This window comes from Saccharopolyspora sp. NPDC002578, from assembly GCF_053592695.1.
On the sequence record NZ_JBSFWJ010000003.1, the window covers coordinates 46,971 to 71,398 of the forward strand.

Sequence of the window (24,428 nt, forward strand, 5' to 3'; positions counted from 1 at the left end):
GAACCGGAATGGAGGGCTGCGCATGGAGTCCGAGAGGTCGGCCGTGTACTCGTCTGATCGGAGCCCGGTGACGAGGCGGGGGTTCCTGGGGCTCACTGCTGCGGCCGCGCTGGCGGCGGGGGTGTCGGGATGTGCGACGGGTAACTCCGGCTCGAGTGCCGGGGCGCCGCGGCCCGGGGGCCGGTTGCGCGCGGTGTTCCCGGGCGGCGGCGCCGATGAGGTGCTGGACCCGCACACCACGGATCTGTACGCCGAGGTCGCCAGGGCGAAGGCGTTGTTCGACAAGCTCGCGGACTACGGATCCGACATGTCGCCGCAGCCGCGGCTGGCCGAACGGTGGGAATCGAGCGCGGACCTGCTGACCTGGCGGGTCCCGCTCCGGCAGGCCGCGTTCCACGATGGAAAGCCGTTGCGCGCCGACGACGTGTTATCTAGCTACGCGCGCATCCTGCGACCCGACAGCACTCGCCGCGCCAAGGCCAGCCTCTCGGTGATCGATCTCGCCAACAGCCGCGCGATCGACGATCGCACCGTCGAGTTCCGGCTGAAGCGCCCCTATGCGGAGTTCCCCAACGCGCTCGCCACCCTGGGCGCCTACATCGTTCCGGAGGGCGCGCAGCACTTCGACCGGCCCATCGGCTCAGGTCCGTTCCGGTTCACCTCGTTCGAGCCGGGTCGCAGTTTCCTCGCGGCGCGGAACCCGGACTACTGGGACGGCGCACCACACCTCGACGAGCTGGAAATCCTGGTCAGCAATGACGAATCCGCCAGGGTCAACGCGCTGCTCGGCGACCAGGCGGACTACGCGCACGACTTGACCGCCACCACCGCCCGCAGCCACGAGGAAGCCGGTCAGATCCAGATCCACCGGCTGCCGTTGAGCAACTTCCACGCGTTGGCGATGAAGGTGGACCGCCCGCCGTTCGACCGGCGCGAGGTGCGACAGGCGTTCTTCCACCTGATCGACCGCGAGGAACTCGTCCGCTCGGTGCTGCAGGGATCCGGTGAGGTCGCCAACGACCTCTTCGGCAAGAACTACCAGTACTACAACGACGCGTTGCCGCAGCGGCGGCAGGATCTGGACCAGGCCAGGGCGCTGTTGCGGCAGGCGGGCGCGGAGAACCTGACGGTCGAACTGCTCACCTCCGAAGCGTCGCCCGGTTTGCGCGAAGCCGCGCTGGCCATCGCGGACCAGGCCAAGCAGGCAGGTGTGACCGTCAAGGTGACCTTGGGGAACAAGGACACCTACTGGTCGGACATCGCCGATCGGGGGTCCGTGGTGAGCTACCGATCCGGAGCGATGCCGATCGAGTCGCACATCTCGCAGCGGTTGCTGTCCGGTTCGACGACCAACAACACCAAATGGCAGCGCCGCGAGTTCGACGAGCTCTACCACCAGGCGCAGGCCACACCGGACGAACGTGCTCGCACCGAGCTCTACATGGAGATGCAGCGCGAACTGTTCGAAGAAGGCGGCTTCCTGTGGTGGGGCGTGTCGGACTGGATCGTGGCGTCGGCGAACAGGGTGGGCGGCATCGATGACCGCGCGCCGGCGAACACCTTGGACTGGGCACGGTTCGACAAGGTGTGGATGGGGTGAACCTTCCGCGCTACGTCTTTCGACGAGCACTGCTGGGCGTCGTTCAGGTCTTCCTCGCCATGGTGCTGGTGTTCCTCCTGACCGAGGCGTTGCCGGGGGATGCGGCGGTCACCGCCGCCGGGGACAACCCGGATCCGGCGATCATCGAGCTGATGCGTGAGCAGCTCGGGCTGAACGCGCCGTGGTGGCACCGTCTCGGTGAATGGATGTTCAGGGCGGTCCAAGGCGACTTCGGCCGGTCGCTGGTGGGGCCTCGCTCCGTCGTGGACATCATCGGTTCGTCCGTCGGCCCCACGCTTCTGCTGGCGATGCTGACGTTGGCCCTGGTCGTGCCGGTGTCGCTGGGCCTCGGAATCCTCGCCGCGAACAGGGAAGGTCGCCTCGTCGATCGCGTCATCACCTCCACGACCCTCGGCCTGTACTCGGTTCCCGAGTTCGCGATGGGAATTCTGCTGGTCACGGTGTTCGCCGTGCAGCTCGGCTGGTTCCCGCCGACGGCGGTCGGAGGGAGCGCCCTGCTGAGCCGTCCGGAGGTGCTGGTGCTGCCGGTGCTGGTGCTGTTGCTCCGTCCTATCTGCTCCCTGAGCAGGCTGATCCGCGCAGGGATGATCGAAGCGCTGCACTCGGGCTTCGTGCAGCAGGCGCGGCGTTGCGGGCTGCCACCCCTGCGCGTCCAGCTCGCCCACGCCTTGCCCAACGCCGCCGTTCCCGCCGTGCAACAACTCGCGCGGACCACCGACTGGCTGATCGGCGGCGTCATCGTCGTGGAAGCGATCTTCGTGATCCCAGGGCTGGGCACGACGCTGATCGAGGCGGTCTCCGCACGTGATCTCCCGGTGGTGCAGGGCTTGTCCCTGGTGCTGGCGAGCGTGACCGTGCTGGTGAACCTCGCCGCCGACATCGTTGCTCGCCTTCTGGCGCCGGCCGCGGAGGTTGACGGATGAGGCGCTTCGTGATCCCAGCGGCGTTGATCGCCCTGCCGATCGTGCTCGCGGCGGTCGGTCCGGTCTTCGCGTCCGCCAACTCGGACAAGGACATCGCGTTCAGCAGCGGGCCCGGGCACCTGTTCGGCACCGACTTCGTCGGCCGGGACGTGTGGAACGAGGTGCTCCTGGGCGGCCGCTCGGTGGTGCTGATCGCCGTGGCTGCGACCTTGTGCACGTACCTCGTAGCGGTACCGATCGGGGTGGCGGTGGGGATGAGCCGGTCCAGGTTCCTGGGCGAAGCGGTGATGCGACCGTTGGACATCGTCCTGGCGGTGCCGTCGATGCTCCTGTTGCTGCTGCTGGCTTCCACGGCACCGAACGTCATGTGGGCGTTGGTCGTGATCGTCACGGTGATCAACCTTCCGGATGTCATCAGGATCGCGCGTGCCTCGGCGCTCGCGATCTCAGCGAGACCCGCGGTCGAGGCGATGCGACTCCAAGGGGAGAGCCACGTCCGCATCGGCCTCGGCTATGTCGTGCGGGCGATGGTGCGAACATTGGCCGCGGATTTGGGGACCAGGTTCACCGGCGCCGTCTACCTCGTCGCGTCGGCGAGCTTCCTCGGTGTCGGGGTGTCCCCGCAGACCAGCGATTGGGCGGCGATGGTGGATCGCAACCGCACCGGCTTGTTCCTCCAGCCCTGGGCGGTCGTGCTGCCCGCACTGCTGATCGTGGCATTGTCGGTGGGGGTCAACCTGGCATTCGACCAGCTGTTGCGCAGGAACCGGCGAGAGGTGCGCGCGTGAACGTCGTCGATGTCGGCGAGCTGACGGTCTCGCTGGACACCCGGCCCGTGGTCGCCGGAGTGTCGTTCGCCATGGCGGCCGGCGAGGTCACCGCGTTGGTGGGGGAGTCCGGTAGTGGCAAGACCACCACCGGACTCGCGCTGCTCGGTGAACGCCCGCCCGGTGCCGACGTCGACGGCGATGTAGTCGTGGCCGGCGATCGCGTAGCTGCGGACCGGCCACCTGCGCCCGGGCGGATCGGATACATCCCGCAGCACCCTTCGGCGGCGCTCAACCCGGTCCGCCGTGTCGGCTCGGTGCTGCGCGAGATCGCGCGCCGACACATCGGCACGGTTCCGCGCGCGCAGCGCAAGGAACTGGTGCGCACCAAGGTCTCGACAGCGCTGCGCCGAGCTCAGCTGCCGGATGGGGACACCCTGCTCAACCGCTACCCGCACCAGCTCTCCGGTGGGCAGCAGCAGCGCATCCTCCTCGCTCAAGCGCTGGTGTGCGACCCGGTCGTGGTGATCGCTGACGAGCCCACGACCGGGCAGGACGCTCTTACGCGCGGGCAGATCGTGGAGGAACTGCGGAGCCTGGCCGAGCTGGGGATCGCCGTGCTGCTGCTGACCCATGACCTCGACGTGGTGCGGCAGCTGGCGCACCACGTGTTGGTCATGCGAGCCGGGGCGGTGGTCGAATCCGGCCCCGCCACCGAGGTTCTGAGCTCGCCGACGCACGCCTACACGAGGCTGCTGGTCGAGTCGCAGCCCGACAGCCGGGCGCCGCTCGGTACGAGCGAGGCCGACCCGCCACCCGCGGTGGTCTCCGCGCGTGAACTGATCGCCGGCCACCGTGAACGGGGAAGGTTCACCGAGACGCTGCACTCGGTGTCGCTCGAAATTCCAGCGGGCGAGCGCATCGCGGTTGTGGGCCGTTCCGGCAGCGGTAAGACGACGCTGGCCCGGTGCCTCGCCGGGCTGCACCCGCCCCGGCGCGGGGCAGTGCTGCTCGACGGAACGCCGCTCGCCGCTCGATTGCGCGGGCGCACCCGAGCACAACTGGCCGACATCCAATACGTCTTCCAGGACGCCCGCGCATCGTTCAACGAGTTCGCGCCCGTCATCGACCAGGTCGCCAGAACCGCCGAACGGCTTCGCGGCGTTGATCGACGAGAGGCTCGCAGTCAGGCCGACGGGTGGTTCCGGCGCATCGGACTCGGCCCGGAGATCACGGCACGGCTGCCCGAGTCGTTGTCCGGTGGCGAGCTGCAACGAGCTGCGCTCGTTCGGGCGCTGCTGGCTGAACCACGGGTCCTGATCTGCGATGAGATCACGTCCGGACTGGACACGGTCACTCAAGCCGAACTGCTCGGCGTGCTGAAGGAGCTCCAGACCGCTGCGCAGTGCGCGTTGGTGGTGATCACGCACGACCTGGGCGTGGTGGCCGACCTGGCCGAGCAGGTCGTGATCGTCGATGAGGGCCACATCGTCGAACGGGGACCGGCCTCGGAAGTGCTGCGTGCTCCACAGCATTCGATGACGTGCGCGCTGATCGAGGCGGCGACGAGCCGAATCGCTCGAACCTGAGCGTGCGGCGGAGATTCCCGGACGACCCGGCGGCGTGCGGTGCGCGGAGGTGAACATGCCTCCATGGTTCGCCGTCGAACGTGCGTTCGTCATCACTGAAGAGGGTGGAGCTCGCGTCGCCCGATCTTGCCGTCTAGGTCACCCGGCGTAGTCGATGTCGGAGAGGGCGGCCGGATTCGAGCGAAGCGCTCCCGCTCGGCCCGGGATCGCGATCTCGAAATGGACGCTGGGGCTGTAGCGAGGGTCCTGGCGGGCGTCGTAGATCTCCGTCGCCGCGCTCTGCCAGAACGGTGCGGCGCCCTCGATCGCGGGGTTCGTGTGCAGGTAGATCGCCGAGTACTCCGGTGTCTCCGACACGAAGTCGCAGGCCATCGACACCAGTGCGCTCGCCAGGCCGTGGCGGCGGTGCTCCCGGTCCACGTAGACGCGGAACAACTGGGCCGTCCGGCCATCCCCGTAGCGGGCCGCCAGCCACTCCGGGTGCGGTGGGCAGCGGGGGCCGCCGGAGCGGATGGCCGTCGTCGCCGCGACCTGCTCGTCCCGCACCGCCACGAATAGCGCGTGGCGGGGGTTGTTCAGGTACGCGCCTTCGATGTCCACGACATCCGAGTGCCAGCGGGCGTGGTAGCCGTGGCCGAACTCCTTGTAGAAGGTGTCGAGCATGACCCGCCGGGCGCCTTCGACGTCGTCGATGCGGGCTCGCCGCACGACGTACTCGCCGATTCGATGCTCTTCCTGATGATCCATGTGCTCTCCATCGGGCTCTCGCGCCTGAGTCGCCGAGGAACGCGACTTCCGGTGCGCCGAGCCCACAATACAATGACTCTCGTTTTCAATAAGTCGCCGGTCGGGGACGGCGTGGTGGTGCGAGGAAGGGAACCTTCCTGTCACCCGTGACAGGAAGGTTCCCTTCCTCGCCGTGGGCTGCGGGGGCTCGTGGGTGGGCGCAGGCTGCAGGAATGGTGTGTCTGGTTACCGGGGCGAGTGGTTACGTCGGTGGGCGGTTGGTGCCGCAGTTGCTGGCGGACGGTCGGCAGGTCAGGTGCCTGGTGCGGGATCCGGAGAAGCTGCGGGACGTGCCGTGGCGAGATCGGGTGGACGTGGTTCGCGGGGACCTGTTGCGGGAGGAGGACGTGGCCGCGGCGTGCGAGGGGGTCGAGGTCGTCTACTACCTGGTCCATTCGATGGCCGAGTCCGGTTTCGCCGTTCGGGACCGGAAAGCGGCGCTGATCATGGGGCAGGTGGCCCGGGAGGCGTCGGTTCAGCGCATCGTGTACCTCGGAGGCGTGCATCCGCCGGTGGAGGAGCTGTCGGAGCACATGGCCTCGCGGGCTGAGGTCGGCGAGATCCTCTTGCGAAGCGGTGTTCCGACGGTCGTGCTGCAGGCCGCGGTGATCATCGGTTCCGGGTCGGCCAGCTTCGAGATGCTGCGGCACCTGACCGAGCGGCTTCCAGTGATGGTGACCCCGCGTTGGGTGCACAACCGGGTGCAGCCGATCGCGGTGCGGGACGTGGTGCACTACCTGGTCGCGGCGTCGCGCGTACCGCGATCGATCAACCGCTCCTTCGACGTGGGCGGCCCGGACGTCCTGACCTACGGCGAGATGATGCGCCGCTACGCGGTCGTCGCCGGTCTGCCGCCGAGGCGGATGTTGCCGGTCGGTGTGCTCACTCCCTGGCTGAGCGCCCAGTGGATCAACGTCGTGACTCCGGTGCCGAAGAAGGTGGGGGCGCCGCTGATCGAGTCCCTCATCCACGAGGCGGTCTGCTCGGAGAGCGACATCGACGAGGTGGTGCCCCGGCCGGCGGGGGGTGTGACCGGCTACGACAGATCCGTCGAGCTGGCCTTGAGCAAGATCCGGAACGCGGAGACCGAGACCCGATGGTCGGACGCGGCCCCGGCGGACGCTCCTTCCGAACCGCTGCCGTCGGACCCGGCTTGGTCGGGCGGCACCGTCTACGCGGATGTGCGGGAGAAGTGGAGTCCGGTCGCCCCGGATCGCTTGTGGCGCGTCGTCGAGGGCGTCGGCGGCGAGCACGGGTGGTACTCCCCGTGGCTGCTGTGGGCGGTGCGGGGAGCTCTCGACAAGATCTCCGGCGGGGTTGGATTGCGGCGGGGGCGTCGCCATGCGCAGCGCCTGCGCGTGGGAGAGGCGCTCGACTGGTGGCGCGTGGAAGCGCTCGACGAGGGACGGCTCCTACGGCTCCGGGCGGAAATGCGGTTGCCGGGGCGCGCGTGGCTCGAGTTCGTCGTCGCGCCGGGTGAGGCGGGCGGATCGCACTACCGCCAGCGCGCGGTGTTCGTTCCGCGCGGATTGGCGGGGCACGTCTACTGGTGGTGCCTCGTCCCGTTCCACGGATTGATCTTCGGGGGAATGGCGCGGAACGTCCTCCGCGCTGCTTCAGAAGGAGAGTGACGCTTGCGGGGCGCTGACCGGTCAGAGGCGTTCGCTGCGATCGTGGCCTGAGGCGACTTGTGCGCTGTTCGACCGGGGAAGCGCGGTATGTGGTCTTCAGGGAGAGAGCGAATCGACATCCCTTGAAAACCAAGTTGGACAAGAACGCTGATCAGCGCCTTGTCCATTCTCGTTATTTCGGGTGCCCTCGGCTGGACTCGAACCTGCGACATCAGTGCAGTCGGCACAAGCCTCGTCGTCGCAGCACCGGCTCTGGTCGCGCTAGTTGTCACCGGGCCTTGGCACACTCGGCGAACCAGGCCACGTTCATCCACACCACCACCACACAAGGAGCGGGCGACCATGGAATTCGACGGCACCACAATTCTGCTCACCGGTGGGACCAGCGGCATCGGCTTCGCCACCGCTGAACGCCTACTGGCCGAGGGTGCTGAGCTCACCATCACGGGACGAGACCGCGAACGCGGCCACGAAGCGACATCGGCTCTTGCGCGACAGACGGGCCGTAAGGCGTCCTTCGTTGCGGCCGACATGAGCGACATGACCTCCGTGCGCGATCTCGCCCGCCAGGTCGAGCCTGTTGACGTCCTCATCCACAACGCGGGAATCTTCCCGTTCTCCCCTACCGTCGATCAGGACCCGTCACTGTTCGGGGCGATGATGGATACGAACGTGCGCGGCCCTTTCTTCCTTACCGCGGCCCTCGCGCCTGCGATGTTGGCGCGTGGCCACGGCAACATCGTCCTCGTCACCAGCACCGCTGGGATGACCGGACAAGCCGGCAATGCCGCGTACGCGGCCACAAAGGGTGCCCTCTCGGCGCTGACGCGGAGCTGGGCGGTCGAGTTCGGCTCACGGGGCGTCCGCGTCAACGCCGTCGCGCCGGGCGCGACTCAGACGGCGTCGCTGCTCGACGAGGTAGGAGAGAGCACCCTCGCGGACTCGGGGGCCGCCAACCCGATCGGACGAGTCGGGCAGGCGGGCGAGATTGCCGAGGCGATCCTGTTTCTGGCCTCGCCGCGCTCGAGCTACATGACCGGGTCCACGGTCGTCGTCGACGGTGGACACACGGCCGCATAAGCAGGGCACCATCTCGCGGGCGAGCAGCTGGGAGACCAGACCCCGGTGTGAACCGACGCGCCCGGGTGCTCGGGCGCGTCGGGCCGCCCCGGCGGTTCGCGGACTCACCTCACCCCGTGGCTTGCGTCGGCCGGCCGGGGACGAGGTGCCCGTCCGGGTCGGCGTCCCAGCCCGCTCGAGCTCCGCGCAGTCCCCTAGACGTTGTCAGGCGATCAGCGCTGATTCCGTGATCTTCTTTGACCCGAACGAAGATTCGGACCCTGCACGGGCAAGACGTGATCGCCTGCAAGCAGGTGGAGGACTTCTTCGGATACCGGGCCCAGTAGGGCCGTGCACGCGCATTGCACGTAACCATCGGCTGAGATCGGCAGACACGTACCGGAAGTGGCTGACGCACAAAACCGCCCCTAGTCGAATTCTTGCTGGCCAGGGGCGGTTTTGTGCGTCTATTCGATGTGCCCTCGGCAGGACTCGAACCTGCGACACCTGCCTCCGGAGGGCAGTGCTCTATCCGCTGAGCTACGAGGGCTTTCTGTTGTTGACGTGATTCAGCCTAGCGCACGCGCAGGTGCGCACCGGAAGGGGGTGACGGTTCGCGCGGTGATCGGCGCGTCCAGCAAGTGGACGCATGGTTGCATTCATGCGCATCTCGCTATATATCATGGTGTCGTGCGGATGGGAGGCTCGTGATGGGGCATGGCCACGGCCACGGGACGGCAGCAGGACCAGCCAGCGCCTCCGGGCGCTACTCGCGGCGCCTGGCGATGGCGTTCGGCGTGCTGCTGGCGTTCTTCGTCCTCGAAGCGACCGTCGGGTACCTCACCTCATCGCTGGCGCTGCTGTCGGACGCGGGGCACATGCTCACCGACGTCCTCGGCGTCGGGATGGCGCTCGCCGCGATCACCGCGGCGGGCCGTCCCGCTTCGGCCAAGCGGACTTTCGGCTGGTACCGCATCGAAGTGCTCGCCGCGCTCGCCAACGCCGTGCTGTTGTTCGGCGTCGCCGGGTACATTCTGATCGAAGCCATCGGCCGCTTCCAGCAGCCGCCCGAAGTGGCCGGGTTGCCGATGATGCTCACCGCCGCGGCCGGGCTCGCGGCGAACGTGGTGGCGTTCCTGCTGCTGCGGGAAGGCGCGGAGGAGAGCCTCAACCTGCGCGGTGCGTACCTGGAGGTGCTGGCCGACACCATCGGATCGGTCGGTGTGCTGATCGGGGGAGCGCTCGCCTGGGCCTTCGGGTGGTACCTGGTCGACCCGATCGTCGCCGTCGCCGTGGGCCTGTTCGTGCTGCCCCGCACCTGGAAGCTGGCGCGGCAGGCCCTGCGGATCCTGGTGCAGCAGGCGCCGGAAGGCGTCGACGTGCACGCCATGCGCGATGACCTCGCCGCACTGCCCGCCGTGAACGAAGTGCACGACCTGCACGTGTGGACGTTGACCTCCGGCATGGAAGTCGCGTCGGCGCACCTCACCACTCCGGCCGAAGCCGACCACGGCGACGTGCTCGTGTCCGCGCAGCGGTTGCTGGCCGAGCGCTACCGCATCGAGCACGCCACCTTGCAGGTCGAGCCCGCCGAGTGCGCCCGCCGATGCCAGGGGCTGACCTGGTGACAGAAAGGTTCCCTTGCTCGCACCGGTGACAGAAAGGTTCCCTTGCTCGCACCGGGGCGCGAAAAAACCGGCCCGCACCTGTGGGGTGCGGGCCGGTTTTTGACGGGTGGGCGACGGTCAGTCGTCGTCCTTGCCGCCGGGGGTGTTCTTGGCGACCTGCATCAGGAACTCGATGTTGGTGCGCGACTTGCGCAACCGGTCCTGCAGGAGTTCCAGCGACTGCTGGGCGTCGAGCGCGGCGAGCACCCGGCGCAGCTTGTGGGTCACGGCGAGCTCGTCGGGCGAGAGCAGGATCTCGTCCTTGCGGGTGCTGGAGGCGTCGACGTCGACGGCGGGGAACAACCGCTTGTCGGCGAGCTTGCGGTCCAGCTTGAGCTCGGCGTTGCCGGTGCCCTTGAACTCCTCGAAGATCACCGTGTCCATCGTGGACCCGGTTTCCACCAGCGCCGTGGCGAAGATGGTCAGCGAGCCACCGTTCTCGATGTTGCGAGCCGCGCCGAGGAAGCGCTTCGGCGGGTACAGCGCCGTCGAGTCGACACCACCGGAGAGGATCCGGCCGGACGCCGGGGCCGCCAGGTTGTAGGCGCGGCCGAGGCGGGTGATCGAGTCGAGCAGCACGACCACGTCGTGTCCCATCTCGACGAGGCGCTTGGCCCGCTCGATGGACAGCTCGGCCACCGTGGTGTGGTCCGACGGCGGACGGTCGAAGGTGGAGGCGATGACCTCGCCCTTGACCGAGCGCTGCATGTCGGTGACCTCTTCGGGGCGCTCGTCGGCGAGCACCACCATGAGGTGGCATTCCGGGTTGTTCGTGGTGATCGCGTTGGCGATCGCCTGCAGCACCATCGTCTTACCGGCCTTCGGCGGCGAGACGATCAGCGCGCGCTGACCCTTGCCGACGGGCATGACGAGGTCGATGATCCGCCCGGTGAGGTTCTGCGGTTCGGTCTCCAGCCGCAGCCGCTCGTTCGGGTACAGCGGAGTCATCTTGTGGAACTCCGACCGCCCCTTCGCGGCGTCCGGCTCGAGGCCGTTGATGGCGTCGACGCGGACCAGCGGGTTGAACTTCTGCCGCTGCTGCTCGTTGTCGCGGGGCTGGCGGATGACGCCCTTGATCGCGTCGCCGCGGCGCAGGCCGTACTTGCGGACCAGCGACAGCGAGACGTACACGTCGTTCGGCCCGGCGAGGTAGCCGGACGTGCGGACGAACGCGTAGTTCTCCAGCACGTCGAGGATGCCGGCGACGGGCAGCAGGACGTCGTCCTCGCGCACCTCCGGCTCGTTGCCGCCGCCTTCGGCGCGGCCCCGGTTGCGCCGGCGGTCCCGGAACCGGCGTCCGCGCCTGCGGCCGCCGTCCTCATCGGAGTCGTCCTGCGGGCGGTTGTCCTGCTTGTCCTGCTGCTGCCGGGAGTTCTGCCGGTCGTTGCGGTCTTGGCCGCCCCGGTTGTCCTGGCGCTCCCGGTTGTCCTGGCCGCCGCGGTCGTTGCGGTCCTGCCGGTCGCCCCGGTCCTGCCGGTCTCCCCGGTTGTCCTGCCGGTCGCCCCGGTCCTGGCCGCGCTCGCCGTCCTGGTCCTGGTTGCCGCCGCGGTTGTTGGAGCGACGGCGCCGATTGCCGCCGCGGCGTCCTTCGTCCTCGCCGCCCTGCTCGGCGCCTTGCTGCCGACGGGAACGTCCGCGGGTCGGCGCGGAGCCGTTCGTGCCGGAATCCGGGGTCGCGGCCGCCTCCTGCTGCTGGGGCGCGGAATCGGACTCGTCGAGCGAGGGCTGGTGGGCCTTGCCGCGGCTCGGCGCGCTTTCCTGCGCCGCATCGCTTTCCTGCGCGGGCTGCTTGGCCGGGCGGGAACGGGCCGGCGCGCCGCCTTGCCGTTCCTTGATCGCCGCGATCAGGTCGCCTTTGCGCAGACCGCTGGTGTCGATCCCCAGTTCCCCGGCAAGTTGTCGCAGCTCGGCGAGAACCATGCCGGACAGTCCTCCGCGGCGACGCGGGGCGCCATTGGTCTCGGCGCCCGCGGCCGGCTGCTCAGACTCCTGCTGGCCAGCCTGGGAGACGCCGTTGGTCGTCTCGCTGCTCAACAGTTCGGTGTTGCTCACGAATGTCCTTCCTGACCGGACCGCGCCTCCTACGCGACCCAGCGGATTGCCCGCCCGCTCTTGTCAACGGACGGCCTTTTTGTGCTACCAGCCTGATGCCGGTCGAGTTCAACACGCACGCGCGGCTCGATCGACGTCGGCGACCAGGCGGAACCAGCAGCACCGGGCGGTGGGAGGTACCCGGGTCATGTGCTCGTCCGAATGCCGTTACGCGGTGCGGTTTTCACGCTTCTGCGTGTCAGAACCACGGTGCACGTGCGACGCATCCACTCCGATCCACACTCGCCGATGCACGCCTTGCTGCCGCCTCACTCAGGTGTTGTCGTTCATGGGGAGCGCTGTGATTTCCGGTCCGGCCCGATATACCGCTGCGCAGAATCGGGACGACAGGCACCGGGGTGCGCCGAACCGGCGTCGATCGCTCCAGGAGCGTGACCGTCACGGTCAGGCCCCCACGCTGCGTCGGCCGGGACTCACAGGTCGGAAGCCCCGCGCGAACCCCATTGAGTTGACAACTCCTGCCTCTGTCACCGCGACCGGATACTCGCCGATCCTGATCTTCACCCACGTGGAGCGGAGCCCAATTCACTAGCGAGAGATGTGCCCCGGAGAACGATGCCCCGGTTACGGCACCGGCGCCCTGCGCGCGGTGACTGATTGACCTTGAGGGTAGACGCCCCACCACCGAGGTGCAACAACCTCCAGCAGCGCGGCATGCTCTCATTTGATCACAGTGTCTTCAAACACCGGCCGCGCCACAGCACTCACCGAGTCGAAACACCTGCCGAACAGCACTGACGTTCTGCCGACATGTCCTTTGTACCACCACACCGGCGGGAATGGTCGGGCCGGGCGGTCATTCCGGCGAAGTGGGCTCCGATATCACCTGAACGCCATGCCGATCCACCGGAAGGCGCAGCGCGGTGAATCCGGTGATGTCGACGGTGTCGGGGAGCTCGCCGCCCGCGGGCAGCGCGAGCACCGTCGGCCCGGCACCGGAGACCGCCGCGGGCACGCCGGCCGCGCGCAGCCGCCGCACCAGCTCGACCGTTCCCGGCCAGGCCGATTCCCGGTAGTCCTGGTGCAGCCGGTCCGCCGTGGCGGCCAGCAGCAGCGAAGGATCGCTGGTCAGGGCGTGCACGGCGAGGGCGGCGCGGCCCGCGGCGAACGCCGCGTCGGCGTGCGGGACCTGCTCGGGCAGCAGGCCGCGAGTGGTGTGCGTGGTGGACTCGGAGGCGGTGACGAGCGCGATCGGGTGCAGGTCGGGGTGCGCGGGCAGGGACGCGGCCCGGAACCGGTCGGTGTCGCGCCAGGCGATGACCACGCCGCCCAGCAGGCTCGCCGCGACGTTGTCGCCGTGGCCCTCGCACTCGGCCGCCAGGTGCAGCGCCTGTTCGAGGTTCTTGTTCTCCCGCAGCGGGAAACCGGCGAGCTCGTGGGCCGCGGCGATGCCCGCGACGATGGCCGCCGCGGAGGAGCCCAGGCCGCGCGAGTGCGGAATGGTGTTGTGGCAGCGCAACCGGACGGCCGGGGCCGGGACGCCGAGCTCCGCCCACGTGCGGTGCAGGATGCGCACGATGAGGTGCTCGTGGTCGGTGGGCACGGAACCCGCGCCTTCGCCCTCGGCCACCACCTGCGCGCTGCCCGCCGGGCCGTCGGTGACCGCGACGTGCACCGTGTCGTACAGCGCGAGCGCCATGCCGAGCGCGTCGAAACCGGAACCGAGGTTGGCGGTGGAGGCGGGCACCACGACCCGCACTCCGCCGCCCGCTCGCAGGCTCACACCAGTTCCAGCGCGGTGGCCACGGCACGCGGGTCCACCGGCAGCGGCTCGACCTCGACCATGCCGGACAGGGCCGTGTCGGGGTCCTTGAGCCCGTGCCCGGTCACCGTGCAGACGACCTTCGACCCGCGCGGCAGCCGCCCGTCCTCGGCGGTGGCCAGCAGACCGGCCACGCTGGAGGCGGAGGCGGGTTCGACGAACACGCCCTCCCGGGACGAAAGCAGCCGGTAGGCGTGCAGGATCTCCTCGTCGGTGACCGCGGAGAACAACCCGTTCGAGGCGCTCTTCGCGGCCTCCGCGTGCTGCCAGGACGCGGGGCTGCCGACCCGGATCGCGGTGGCGATCGTCTCCGGGTTCGTCACGGGCGCGCCGTGCACGAGCGGCGCGGCACCGGCCGCCTGGAAGCCGAACATGCGCGGAGTGGCCGCGATGACGTCGTCCGCGGAGTACTCCGCGTAGCCCTTCCAGTAGGCGGTGATGTTGCCCGCGTTGCCCACCGGCAGGCAGTGCACGTCCGGCGCGGAGCCGAGCACGTCGCAGATCTCGAAGGCCGCGGTCTTCTGGCCTTCCAGCCGCACCGGGTTCACCGAGTTGACCAAGGTCACCGGGTGTTCGGCGGAGGTCTTGCGGGCCAGCTCCAGGCAGTCGTCGAAATTGCCCTGCACCTGCAGGATCTTCGCGCCGTGCGCGACGGCCTGCGCCAGCTTGCCCATCGCGATCTTGCCCTGCGGCACCAGCACGGCCGAGGTGAGCCCGGCGCGCGAGGCGTAGGCCGCCGCGGAGGCGGAGGTGTTGCCGGTGGAGGCGCAGATGACGGCCTTGCTGCCCGCGGCGAGCGCGTGCGTCATGGCCACCGTCATGCCGCGGTCCTTGAACGAGCCGGTCGGGTTCGCGCCCTCGACCTTCAGGTACACCTCGCACCCGGTGAGCTCGGAGAGGTGGTGCGCGGCGACCAGCGGCGTGTTGCCCTCCTGCAGGGTCACCACGCGGGCGCCCTCGGGGATCTCCACGCGGTCCCGGTACGCCTCGATGAGGCCGGGCCAGCCCGCCCTCGCCCCGGTGGGCGCGCTCTGGATGTTCGAAGTCACGACGATTCACCTTCCACGCGCATCACGCTGACGACCTCCCGCACCGACGCCAGCTGCGCGATCTTGTCCACGGTGGACTTGAGCGCGGCGTCCGTCGCGGTGTGGGTGACCACGACCAGGCTGGCCTCTTCGCCGCGGCCCGCCTGGCGCACCACCGAAATGCTCACATCGTTGTCGTTGAACGTGGCCGCCACTTGGGAGAGCACGCCCGGTTTGTCGTCCACATCGAGGCTGATGTGGTAGCGGGTCGGGGTGGCCCCCATCGGTTGCACCGGCAGCTTCGCGTGCGCGGACTCGCGGGGGCCCTTGCCCGCCACGACCAGGTTCCGCGCGACCGCCACCAGGTCGCCCAGCACGGCGCTCGCGCTCGGCGCGCCGCCCGCGCCCTGGCCGTAGAACATCAGGCTCCCGGCGGCTTCGGCCTCCACGAACACCGCGTTGAACGCGCCGCCCACGCTGGCCAGCGGGTGGTCGCGGGGGATCATCGCGGGGTGCACCCGCGCCGAGACCGACTCGGTGCCGTCCTCGGCGACGACGCGCTCGCAGATCGCGAGCAGCTTCACCGTGCGGTCCAGCGACTTCGCCGCCGCGATGTCGCCGGGGCGCACCGCCGAAATACCCTCGCGGTAGACGTCGGTGGCCGCGACCCGGGTGTGGAACGCGAGCGCGGCCAGGATGGTGGCCTTCGCCGCCGCGTCGAACCCGTCCACGTCGGCGGTCGGGTCCGCTTCCGCGTAACCGAGCCGACCGGCCTCGTCGAGCGTCTCCGAGTAGCCGGCGCCGGTCGAGTCCATCGCGGAGAGGATGTAGTTCGTCGTGCCGTTGACGATGCCCATCACCCGGTTGATGCGGTCCCCGGCGAGCGATTCGCGCAGCGGGCGCAGCAACGGGATGGCACCGGCGACGGCGGCCTCGAAGTAGATGTCCACTCCGGCCTCGTCGGCCGCCGAGTACAGCTCGGAGCCGTGCTCGGCCAGCAGCGCTTTGTTGCCCGTCACCACGGACTTGCCGCCGCGCAGCGCGCGCAGCAGCAGCGACCGGGCGGGCTCGATGCCGCCGATGAGCTCCACGACCACGTCCACGTCGCCGTCGACCAGCGCCGCGGCGTCCGTGGTGAGCAGGTGCTCGGGAACGTTCGGATGCTTGTGGGGGCGCCGCACGGCGACCCCGGTGACCTGCACGGGAGCCCCGGTCCGCGCCGCGAACTCCTCGGGGCGGCCCTGAAGCAGGCGCAGTACCTCGGTGCCGACCGTGCCGCAGCCCAGCAGCGCGACGCGGATCGGCTCACGGTCCTCGATCACTCACACCTCCAGCCGGAGCAGGTCGTCCTCGGTCTCCCTGCGCAGCAGCAGTCGCGTCCGCCCGTCCCGCACGGCTACCACCGGCGGTTTGGGCAGACGGTTGTAGTTGCTCGCCATGACATAGCAGTAGGCACCGGTCGCGGCGACGGCCAGCAGGTCGCCCGGAGCAATGTCCTCCGGCAACCAGCAGTCTCGCACCACAACGTCACCGGACTCACAATGCTTGCCCACGATGCGGGACAGCACCGGGTCCGCTTCAGCGGATCGGGAGACGAGCCTGCAGTCGTACACCGCGTCGTAGAGCGAGGTGCGGATGTTGTCGCTCATGCCGCCGTCGACGCTGACGTAGCGCCGCGACACACCGCCGTCGAGCTCGACGTCCTTGATCGTGCCCACTTCGTAGACGGTCACCGTGCCCGGACCGGCGATGGCGCGACCCGGTTCGACGGCGACCTTCGGCGGTTCGAAACCGGCGAGGTCGCATTCCTTGCGGACCACGTCGTGCAGCCGGGTGGCCAGCTCGTCGACCGGCAGCGGATCGTCGTCCGCGGTGTAGGCGATGCCGAGACCGCCGCCGAGGTCGACCGTCGTCAGCTTCTCCAGCGCCGCCGCGCCGTGCTCGGCGCGCAGGTCGGCCAGCAGCGCCACCACGCGGTGCGCGGACAGCCCGAAACCGTCGTCGTCGAAGATCTGCGACCCGATGTGGCTGTGCAGGCCCACCAGGTCGAGCGCCTCCGCCTTGATCACGCGGCGGGCGGCTTCGGCGGCCTGCCCGGACGCCAGCGAGAAGCCGAACTTCTGGTCCTCGTGCGCGGTCGCGATGAACTCGTGCGTGTGGGCCTCGACCCCTACGGTCACCCGGATCATCACCGGCTGCGTCACGCCGCGTTCGCGGGCGAGGTGGTCGAGGCGAGCGATCTCGTGGAACGAGTCCAGCACGATCGAACCGACACCGGCGTCGACCGCGGTGGCCAGCTCGTCGACGGACTTGTTGTTGCCGTGGAACGTGATGCGCTCCGGCGGGAACTCGGCGCGCAGCGCGACGCGCAGCTCACCGCCGCTGCACACGTCGAGGCTCAGGCCCTCCTCGGCGACCCAGCGGGCCACTTCGGTGCACAGGAACGCCTTCGACGCGTAGTGCACCGAGGTCGGGTCGCCGAACGCCGTCGCGTACTCCGCGCACCGGGCGCGGAAGTCGGCTTCGTCCAGGACGAACAGCGGGGTGCCGTACTCGCGGGCGAGCTCGCGCACGTCGGTTCCGGCGAAGCTGACCGCACCGTCGGCGTCGCGGTGCGCGCCACGTGGCCACACCGCCGCGTGCAACTCATCGAGCTCGGCCTCGTCAGCCGGGACCGGCCCGGCGGTGCTGCCCGGCAACAGGACCTCGGCGTGCCGAGGTCCGGCGGGGTGGGCGCGCATGATCGCGGCTCCTCTGCGAAATCGTGCCGAACCGGGGGAGCCGTACCCGGCCCCCCGGCGCAGCCGCCCGAAGCCGGGCGTGGACGTTGTGGATCACATCTGGTCGGGCGCGGTGACCCCGAGCAGGCCCAGGCCGTTGGCCAGCACCTGGCGGGTCGCCTCGCACAACTGCAGCCGCGCGACCGTCAGCGGATTCGCCTGGTCGTCGCCCGGCTGCAACACGCGGCACGCGTCGTAGAACTTGTGGTAGGCGCTGGCCACTTCCTCCAGGTACCGCGCGATGCGGTGCGGTTCCCGCAATTCGGCGGCCGAGAGCACCACTCGCGGGTACTCGCCCAGGGTGCGGATCAGGTCGCCCTCGCGTTCGTGGGCGAGCAGCGACAGGTCCGCTTCCTCGACCGGTCCCCGGTCGATGCCCAGGGACTCGGCGTTGCGCTGCAACGACGCCAGCCGAGCGTGCGCGTACTGCACGTAGAAGACCGGGTTCTCGTTGCTGCGCTTGCTGATCAGGTCCAGGTCGATGTCCACCGCGGAGTCCACCGAGGACCGGGTCAGCGAGTAGCGGGCGGCGTCCACGCCGACCGCCTCGACCAGGTCCTCCAAGGTCACCACGGTGCCGGCGCGCTTGCTCATCCGGACCGGTTTGCCCTCGCGCACCAGGTTCACCATCTGCCCGATGAGCACCTCGACGGCGTCCGGGTCGTCGTCGAACGCGGCGGCGGCGGCCTTGAGCCTGCTCACGTAGCCGTGGTGGTCGGCGCCCAGCATGTACAGGCACAGGTCGAAGCCGCGGCCCCGCTTGTCCCGCAAGTAGGCGACGTCACCGGCGATGTAGGCCGTGGCGCCGTCGCTCTTGATCACGACGCGGTCCTTGTCGTCGCCGAACTCGGTGGAGCGCAGCCACCAGGCGCCGTCGGCGAAGTACAGGTGCCCGGAGGCCTTGAGCTGCTCCACCGACTCGCTCACGGCACCGGACGAGTGCAGCGAGTCCTCGTGGAAGAACACGTCGAAGTCGGTGCCGAACTCGTGCAGGCTGCGCTTGATCTCGTCGAACATCAGGCCCACGCCGACCCGGCGGAACGTCTCGTGCCGCTCGGCCTCCGGCTGCTCCAGCGCACCCGGCTCGGCTTCCAGCACCTGCCGGGCGATGTCGGCGATGTAGTCGCCGCCGTAGCCGTCCTCCGGCGCGGGCTCGCCCTTCGCCGCGGCGAGCAGCGAGAGCACGAAGCGGTCGATCTGCGCGCCCGCGTCGTTGAAGTAGTACTCGCGGACCACCTCGGCGCCCTGCGCGGACAGCGCGCGGCCCAGCGCGTCGCCGACCGCGGCCCAGCGGGTGCCGCCCAGGTGGATCGGGCCGGTGGGGTTCGCCGACACGAACTCCAGGTTCACCCGGAGCCCCTGGTATCGGTCACCACGACCGAACTCAGCGCCCGCGGACACCACGTCGCGCACGATGCCCGCCTGCGCGTCGGTGGCGAGCCGGAGGTTGAGGAACCCCGGACCGGCGACCGTCACCTCGGTGATGCCGTCCTGCCCGGTCAGCGCCTCGGCCAGCCACGTCGCCAGATCGCGCGGCGGCACGCCCGCCTTCTTCGCGACCTGCATGGCCACGTTCGTCGCGTAGTCGCCGTGCTCCGGGTTGCGGGGGCGCTCCACGGTGACCGTCTCAGGCAGCACGGACACATCCAGTTTGCGTGCGGACAGCACGTCGACGGCGGTGTTGCGGACGAGATCAGCGAGCGCGGCAGGAGTCACCCGACAAAGTCTAAGGATGTGTCGTCGCTGTTCAGCGAACGGGTGCGAGCAGCAGTCGAGTGCGCTGCACTGCGGGTAATCGCACGGTGACCCGGATGTGAGAGCGTGACGCACGACGTGTTCGACGTACGCCCACCGGTGGCCGCGGGATCTCTAGACTGGCGAGCCGGGTCACCTGGCGACCGATGGCGAGACGAGGTCCGAACAGCATGGCGAGCGGTAAGAAGAACAAAGCGATGCGCAAAGCACGCGGTTCCGTGGTGCAGCAGCGCTCGATCCCGTGGATGACGTTGTCCGGGGTCGGGGTCGTCCTCCTCGTCGCCGTCGTCGTGTTCGGGTACGCCTACGTGCGCTACGCCGACCAGGCCGAGTCGCGGGAGGCGCAGGCGAAGGCCGAGGCTGCCGCGGCGCCGTTCAAGCCCACCCCGCAGAACCCGGACCCGTCGAAGAACATCCCGGGCGTCGAGACCGCCGACTACGCGGGCCAGCAGCACGTCACCAGCACCCAGCGCGTCGCCTACGACAAGACCCCGCCCTTCGGCGGCCCGCACGACGGCATCTGGGCCGACTGCACCGGTGTCGTCTACCCGCAGGCGGTGCGGACCGAGAACATGGTGCACTCCCTGGAGCACGGCGCCGTGTGGATCGCCTACGACCCGGCGAAGGTCGACGAGGCGGGCAGGGCGAAGCTCAGCCAGCGGGTCGAGAACAAGCCCTACACGATGATGTCGCCGTACCCCGAGCTCGACAGCCCGATCTCGGTGCAGTCCTGGGGCCACCAGGTCAAGCTCGACAGCCCCGACGACCCGCGCATCGACCAGTTCATCGCGGCGCTCAAGCAGAACCCGAACAACGTCTACCCCGAGGTCGGCGGCTCCTGCCAGGCCTACCCCGGTGCGTTCGACACCCAGAACCCGCCGCCGTTCGACCCGACGCCGCCGCCCGCGGACGCCATCCCCATGAGCGGAGAAGGCACCCAGTCCGCGCCCGGCGAGATGGGCGGACAGTGAGCGGTGACGACCGGGCGGCGGCGGGTTCGCCGCTGCCCGCGCGCATCGCCGTCGCCGTCGGCGCCGCCGTGGCGCTGCTGCTGCTCGGCGGCGCGCTCGGCCTGCTGCTGGCCACCCCGGCGAAGGACTCCGAGCCCGCGGCCAGCGGCGTCGACATCGGGTTCGCGCAGGACATGTCCACGCACCACCAGCAGGCCGTCACCATGGCCACGCTCGCCCGCGAGCACGGGGCGGACGTGGCGGTGCGCCAGCTGGCGTTCGACATCGAGACGAACCAGCGCGACCAGATCGGGCGCATGCAGGGCTGGCTGAACCTGTGGGGCGAGCCGGTGAGCGCCACCGGGGCGCCGATGCAGTGGATGCAGGGCGGCGGGCACCAGCACGGCGCGGATCACCACCCCATGGCCGGCGGAGCCACCATGCCCGGCATGGCCGACACCGCCGAGCTGGATCGGCTGCGCTCGCTCAACGGGCCCGCGTTCGACACGTACTTCTTGCAGCTCATGCTGCGCCACCACGAAGGCGGGGCGCCGATGGCCCGCTACGGCGCCGAGCACGCCGGGCTCGCACCGGTGCGCGGGCTCGCCGCGAACATGCTCGGTTCGCAGAACAGCGAGAGCGAACTCATGCGCGGCATGCTGGCCGACCGCCGCGTCCCGCCGCTGCCCGCGGACTGATCCCGGCCCGCCCCCCCGCACGATGCACGTGGACTCCGCGCGCGGTGCCGCGAGCAAGGGAACCTTCCTGTCACCCGTGACAAAAAGGTTCCCTTGCTCGCATCCGTCAGCCGCAGTGCGGATCGGTCGTGGCGTTGCGCATGAGGAAGATCGCCAGCAGTGCGAGCGCCGTACCGCCAAGCGCGAGCATCGGCACCAGCGGTACCTGGATCCGGTCGATGGTGAGCGCGCCCCCGAACATCGTCACCGGGTATCCGAAGCGGAGGCCGAAGCGCTGCCACCCGTTCGACCAGCGCACCCGGCCGCCGGTGAGCAGCGCGAGGCCCGCGGCGAACCCGAGCAGCACCGGGACCGACAGTTCGAAGCCCGGCGCGCCGTCGTCGAACGGCCAGGCCAGCAATGCCGCGACCCCGGTGGCGGCACCGAGGAACAACGGCGGCAGCGCGATCCACAACCGGACGGTGAGGTTGCGCAGGACAGGGCAGAGCAGCACGGGTAAAGGATGATCGTGCGCTGCTCCGCTCGCACTGGTCGACGGCGGCCACTCGGCGGACGGTCGTCCTGTCGCGCCGGGCGGTCGTGCGGCGCCGCCACGAGGAATAACGTTCGGCCCGCCTGCGTTCCAGGTCAACCCATTCGGTCTGGCAGAATGACAGGTCGAGTCGGCTCCGGTTCACCTCGCGATGACGGTCGACGAGGACCCGGCGGCCCCGAACAGGAGGACACGCTTTGAAGGCGGACATTCACCCCGAGTACGTCACCACCCAGGTGAACTGCGGCTGCGGGAACAGCTTCACCACCCGGAGCACCACCAAGGCCGGCAGCATCACGGTCGAGGTCTGCTCGAACTGCCACCCGTTCTACACGGGCAAGCAGAAGATTCTGGACACCGGTGGCCGGGTGGCTCGTTTCGAGGCCCGCTACGGCCGTCGTCAGAAGGACGGCGCCAAGAAGTAGCTGAGCCGACGGCGCCCGCTCTCGCGCACTGCGCGGGGCGGGCGCCGTTTTCGCGTCGAACCCCGGCCGGGGTCGGCCCGCACCGTTGGCGTTCAGCCGGTCCCGTTGCCGGTCCAGGAGTGAAGAGGGTTCCCGTGGAAACGTCGAAGCTCGAAGAGTTGCTCGCCGAGCACGCGGAACTGGAGCGGCGACTGGCCGAACCGGACGTGCACGCCGACCAGGCCACCGCGCGCAAGCTCGGACGCCGCTACGCGGAACTGACCCCGCTGGCCAAAGCGGCCGCCGAATGGGAGCAGACCCGCTCCGACCTGGCCACGGCCCGAGAGCTGGCCGCCGAGGACGACGGGTTCGCTGCCGAAGCCGACTCGCTCGCCGAGGCGCTGCCCGCGCTGGAGACGAAGCTCACCGAACTGCTGCTGCCGCGGGACCCGCACGACTCCTCCGATGTCGTGCTCGAGGTCAAATCCGGTGAGGGCGGCGAGGAATCGGCGCTGTTCGCGGGCGATCTGCTGCGGATGTACCTGCGCTACGCGGAGCGGCAGGGCTGGCGGGCCGACGTGCTCGACGCCACCGAATCCGACCTGGGCGGCTACAAGGACGTGACGGTCGCCGTGAAGACCAAGGCCGGCGACACCGGACCCGACGGCGTGTGGGCGAAGCTGAAGTTCGAAGGCGGCGTGCACCGCGTGCAGCGGGTGCCGGTGACCGAGTCCCAAGGCCGGGTGCACACCTCGGCGGCCGGGGTGCTGGTGTACCCGGAGACCGAAGAGGTCGAAGTCGAAGTCGACGAGAAAGACCTCCGCATCGACGTGTACCGGTCCTCAGGTCCCGGCGGGCAGAGCGTCAACACCACCGACTCCGCCGTGCGCATCACGCACCTGCCCACGGGCACCGTCGTGTCCTGCCAGAACGAGAAGTCGCAGTTGCAGAACAAGCTGCGCGCCATCCAGGTGCTGCGCGCCCGGTTGCAGGCGCTCGCCGAAGAGGAAGCGCAGAAGGAGGCGGCCGAGACGCGGCGCAGCCAGGTGCGCACCGTGGACCGGTCCGAACGCGTCCGCACCTACAACTTCGCGGAGAACCGCATCTCCGATCACCGGGTGAACTACAAGGCCTACAACCTGGACCACGTGCTCGACGGCGAACTCGACGGAGTGCTCGGTGCGCTGGTCGCCGCTGATCGGGAAGAGCGGCTCGCCTCCAGCTCGTGAAGTCCGAGCCGACCGGTGTGTCCGTCGTGACAGGAAGGTTCCCAACCGTGCGGGGTGTCGCCTGAACGAGGCGGCGGATCACGCGCTCTAAGCTTGCCCCGTGACTCGACAGCCACTGCGCCTGGCCATCCTCGAAGCGGAACGCGTGTTGTCCGCGGCAGGCGTGGCGAGCCCCCGCACCGACGCCGAACTGCTGGCCGCGCACCTGCTCGGCGTGGAGCGGACGAAATTGATGATGGTGCCGCTGGTCGACCCGCCGGTGGTGGAGGCGCTGCAGGCGCTGGTCCGGCGACGCGCGGACCGGATTCCCCTGCAGCACCTGGTGGGAACCGCGCACCTCGGCAACGTGACGCTCAGCGTCGGACCCGGTGTGTTCGTCCCCCGACCGGAGACCGAACTGCTGCTGGCGTGGGGGCTCGCGACGCTCGAAGGCGTCGACCGCCCCGTCGTGGTCGACCTGTGCACGGGAACGGGGGCGCTCGCGCTGGCCACGGCCCACGCCCGCCCCGACGCGCAGGTGCACGCCGTGGAAGTCGACTCGCAGGCGCTGGCCTGGGCTCGGCACAACATCGACCAGCAGGCGGCGGCCGGGGACACCCCGGTGCGGCTCTACGCGGGCGACGTGTTCGACCAGACGCTGCTGATGGAACTGGAGGGCCTCGTCGACCTGGTGCTGTGCAATCCGCCGTACGTGCCGGAGGGAACACCGGTTCCGCCCGAGGTGCGCGATCACGACCCGCACGGCGCGGTCTTCGGCGGGCGCGACGGGCTCGACGTGGTCCGGCAGGTCGTCGGGTGCGCGGCTCGACTGCTCCGGCCGGGCGGCGGCCTGGCCATCGAGCACGACGACACCCACGGCGGCTCCGTGCCCGCGCTGCTCAAGGCGCGGCGCGTGCTCGCCGACGTCGAGGACCACGCCGATCTGGCGGGGCGCCCCCGGTTCGCCACCGCCCACCGAGCCGCCCCCGAGCTCTGACTCCCGGTCACCCCTCCGGTCCAGGTCGCGAGGACCTGCACTCCCACCACCGGCTGCCCGAATGCGGCCGGGCCCCGTCGACGCCTCCCTCTCCCCGCACGCCGTGATGGCTGCGAGGAAGGGAACCTTTCTGCCACATGTGACAGAAAGGTTCCCTTC

Annotated in this window: 20 protein-coding genes and 1 tRNA gene; 12 read left to right on the forward strand and 9 right to left on the reverse strand. The window is 69.8% G+C overall.

Annotated features, from left to right (window positions below):
• Nucleotides 1-22: 22 nt before the first annotated feature.
• From ACWD38_RS02780 to ACWD38_RS02795, 4 genes are read left to right on the forward strand one after another with little or no spacing between them, the layout of a single operon-like run.
• Nucleotides 23-1,600, forward strand: a complete 1,578-nt coding sequence (locus ACWD38_RS02780; RefSeq protein WP_450123210.1) for an ABC transporter substrate-binding protein — start codon at nucleotides 23-25, stop codon at nucleotides 1,598-1,600.
• Nucleotides 1,597-2,544, forward strand: coding sequence for an ABC transporter permease (locus tag ACWD38_RS02785; RefSeq protein ID WP_450123211.1), 948 nt, complete (start codon nucleotides 1,597-1,599; stop codon nucleotides 2,542-2,544). The genes ACWD38_RS02780 and ACWD38_RS02785 overlap by 4 nt, the downstream gene beginning before the upstream one ends.
• Entirely contained in the window at nucleotides 2,541-3,332 is a 792-nt protein-coding gene (locus tag ACWD38_RS02790; RefSeq protein WP_450123212.1) for an ABC transporter permease, read from the forward strand. Before ACWD38_RS02785 ends, ACWD38_RS02790 begins: the two co-directional genes overlap by 4 nt.
• Nucleotides 3,329-4,900, forward strand: coding sequence for an ABC transporter ATP-binding protein (locus ACWD38_RS02795; RefSeq protein ID WP_343071561.1), 1,572 nt, complete (start codon nucleotides 3,329-3,331; stop codon nucleotides 4,898-4,900). The genes ACWD38_RS02790 and ACWD38_RS02795 overlap by 4 nt, the downstream gene beginning before the upstream one ends.
• 138 nt (nucleotides 4,901-5,038) lie before the next feature.
• Here ACWD38_RS02795 and ACWD38_RS02800 read toward each other — a convergent pair whose 3' ends face one another.
• Nucleotides 5,039-5,647 (reverse strand): GNAT family N-acetyltransferase, encoded by a 609-nt coding sequence (locus ACWD38_RS02800; RefSeq protein WP_450123213.1) that lies wholly within the window; start codon nucleotides 5,645-5,647, stop codon nucleotides 5,039-5,041.
• Nucleotides 5,648-5,859: 212 nt separating this feature from the next.
• On the opposite strand from ACWD38_RS02800, the gene ACWD38_RS02805 reads away from it, so the two are divergent.
• Together ACWD38_RS02805 and ACWD38_RS02810 are read left to right on the forward strand one after the other, a co-directional pair.
• Complete coding sequence (locus ACWD38_RS02805) at nucleotides 5,860-7,317, forward strand: SDR family oxidoreductase (protein WP_184482131.1); 1,458 nt, start codon at nucleotides 5,860-5,862, stop codon at nucleotides 7,315-7,317.
• Between the two features lie 342 nt (nucleotides 7,318-7,659).
• Nucleotides 7,660-8,397 carry an SDR family NAD(P)-dependent oxidoreductase gene (locus ACWD38_RS02810; RefSeq protein WP_184482129.1) on the forward strand — a complete coding sequence of 246 codons (738 nt, stop codon included), beginning with the start codon at nucleotides 7,660-7,662 and terminating at the stop codon, nucleotides 8,395-8,397.
• Nucleotides 8,398-8,853: 456 nt separating this feature from the next.
• On the opposite strand, the gene ACWD38_RS02815 is transcribed toward ACWD38_RS02810, so the two are convergent.
• A tRNA-Arg gene (locus ACWD38_RS02815) sits at nucleotides 8,854-8,926 on the reverse strand.
• Between the two features lie 160 nt (nucleotides 8,927-9,086).
• Between ACWD38_RS02815 and ACWD38_RS02820 the strand changes: the two genes are divergently transcribed.
• The gene (locus ACWD38_RS02820; RefSeq protein WP_184482091.1) at nucleotides 9,087-10,004 is read left to right on the forward strand and encodes a cation diffusion facilitator family transporter; all 918 of its coding nucleotides are present in this window, start codon (nucleotides 9,087-9,089) and stop codon (nucleotides 10,002-10,004) included.
• Nucleotides 10,005-10,121: 117 nt separating this feature from the next.
• On the opposite strand, the gene rho is transcribed toward ACWD38_RS02820, so the two are convergent.
• The 6 genes from rho to argS form a co-directional block, all read right to left on the reverse strand.
• Complete coding sequence (gene rho, locus ACWD38_RS02825; protein ID WP_184482089.1) at nucleotides 10,122-12,095, reverse strand: transcription termination factor Rho; 1,974 nt, start codon at nucleotides 12,093-12,095, stop codon at nucleotides 10,122-10,124.
• A gap of 856 nt (nucleotides 12,096-12,951) precedes the next feature.
• A complete protein-coding gene (gene thrB / locus ACWD38_RS02830) occupies nucleotides 12,952-13,872 on the reverse strand; it encodes a homoserine kinase (protein WP_450123254.1) in 921 nt (306 codons plus the stop codon).
• A gap of 2 nt (nucleotides 13,873-13,874) precedes the next feature.
• Complete coding sequence (gene thrC, locus ACWD38_RS02835; protein ID WP_184482087.1) at nucleotides 13,875-14,966, reverse strand: threonine synthase; 1,092 nt, start codon at nucleotides 14,964-14,966, stop codon at nucleotides 13,875-13,877.
• The gene (locus tag ACWD38_RS02840; protein WP_184482085.1) at nucleotides 14,963-16,267 is read right to left on the reverse strand and encodes a homoserine dehydrogenase; all 1,305 of its coding nucleotides are present in this window, start codon (nucleotides 16,265-16,267) and stop codon (nucleotides 14,963-14,965) included. Before ACWD38_RS02840 ends, thrC begins: the two co-directional genes overlap by 4 nt.
• Nucleotides 16,268-17,686, reverse strand: a complete 1,419-nt coding sequence (gene lysA / locus ACWD38_RS02845) for a diaminopimelate decarboxylase (RefSeq protein ID WP_450123214.1) — start codon at nucleotides 17,684-17,686, stop codon at nucleotides 16,268-16,270.
• 93 nt (nucleotides 17,687-17,779) lie between these two features.
• Nucleotides 17,780-19,441, reverse strand: coding sequence for an arginine--tRNA ligase (argS, locus tag ACWD38_RS02850; protein WP_450123215.1), 1,662 nt, complete (start codon nucleotides 19,439-19,441; stop codon nucleotides 17,780-17,782).
• 209 nt (nucleotides 19,442-19,650) lie between these two features.
• Between argS and ACWD38_RS02855 the strand changes: the two genes are divergently transcribed.
• On the forward strand, nucleotides 19,651-20,451 hold the full coding sequence (locus ACWD38_RS02855) for a DUF3105 domain-containing protein (protein WP_184482079.1): 801 nt from the start codon (nucleotides 19,651-19,653) through the stop codon (nucleotides 20,449-20,451).
• Nucleotides 20,448-21,128: a DUF305 domain-containing protein gene (locus ACWD38_RS02860; RefSeq protein WP_450123216.1), complete on the forward strand. Its 681-nt coding sequence runs from the start codon at nucleotides 20,448-20,450 to the stop codon at nucleotides 21,126-21,128. Before ACWD38_RS02855 ends, ACWD38_RS02860 begins: the two co-directional genes overlap by 4 nt.
• Nucleotides 21,129-21,234: 106 nt before the next feature.
• On the opposite strand, the gene ACWD38_RS02865 is transcribed toward ACWD38_RS02860, so the two are convergent.
• Complete coding sequence (locus ACWD38_RS02865; protein ID WP_184482075.1) at nucleotides 21,235-21,621, reverse strand: hypothetical protein; 387 nt, start codon at nucleotides 21,619-21,621, stop codon at nucleotides 21,235-21,237.
• A 236-nt stretch (nucleotides 21,622-21,857) separates the two neighbouring features.
• On the opposite strand from ACWD38_RS02865, the gene rpmE reads away from it, so the two are divergent.
• From rpmE to prmC, 3 genes are all read left to right on the forward strand, one after another.
• The gene (rpmE, locus tag ACWD38_RS02870) at nucleotides 21,858-22,085 is read left to right on the forward strand and encodes a 50S ribosomal protein L31 (RefSeq protein ID WP_184482073.1); all 228 of its coding nucleotides are present in this window, start codon (nucleotides 21,858-21,860) and stop codon (nucleotides 22,083-22,085) included.
• 134 nt (nucleotides 22,086-22,219) lie between these two features.
• Nucleotides 22,220-23,293, forward strand: coding sequence for a peptide chain release factor 1 (prfA, locus tag ACWD38_RS02875; protein ID WP_184482071.1), 1,074 nt, complete (start codon nucleotides 22,220-22,222; stop codon nucleotides 23,291-23,293).
• Nucleotides 23,294-23,393: 100 nt separating this feature from the next.
• The gene (prmC, locus tag ACWD38_RS02880; protein ID WP_184482069.1) at nucleotides 23,394-24,269 is read left to right on the forward strand and encodes a peptide chain release factor N(5)-glutamine methyltransferase; all 876 of its coding nucleotides are present in this window, start codon (nucleotides 23,394-23,396) and stop codon (nucleotides 24,267-24,269) included.
• The last annotated feature ends 159 nt before the right edge of the window (nucleotides 24,270-24,428 follow it).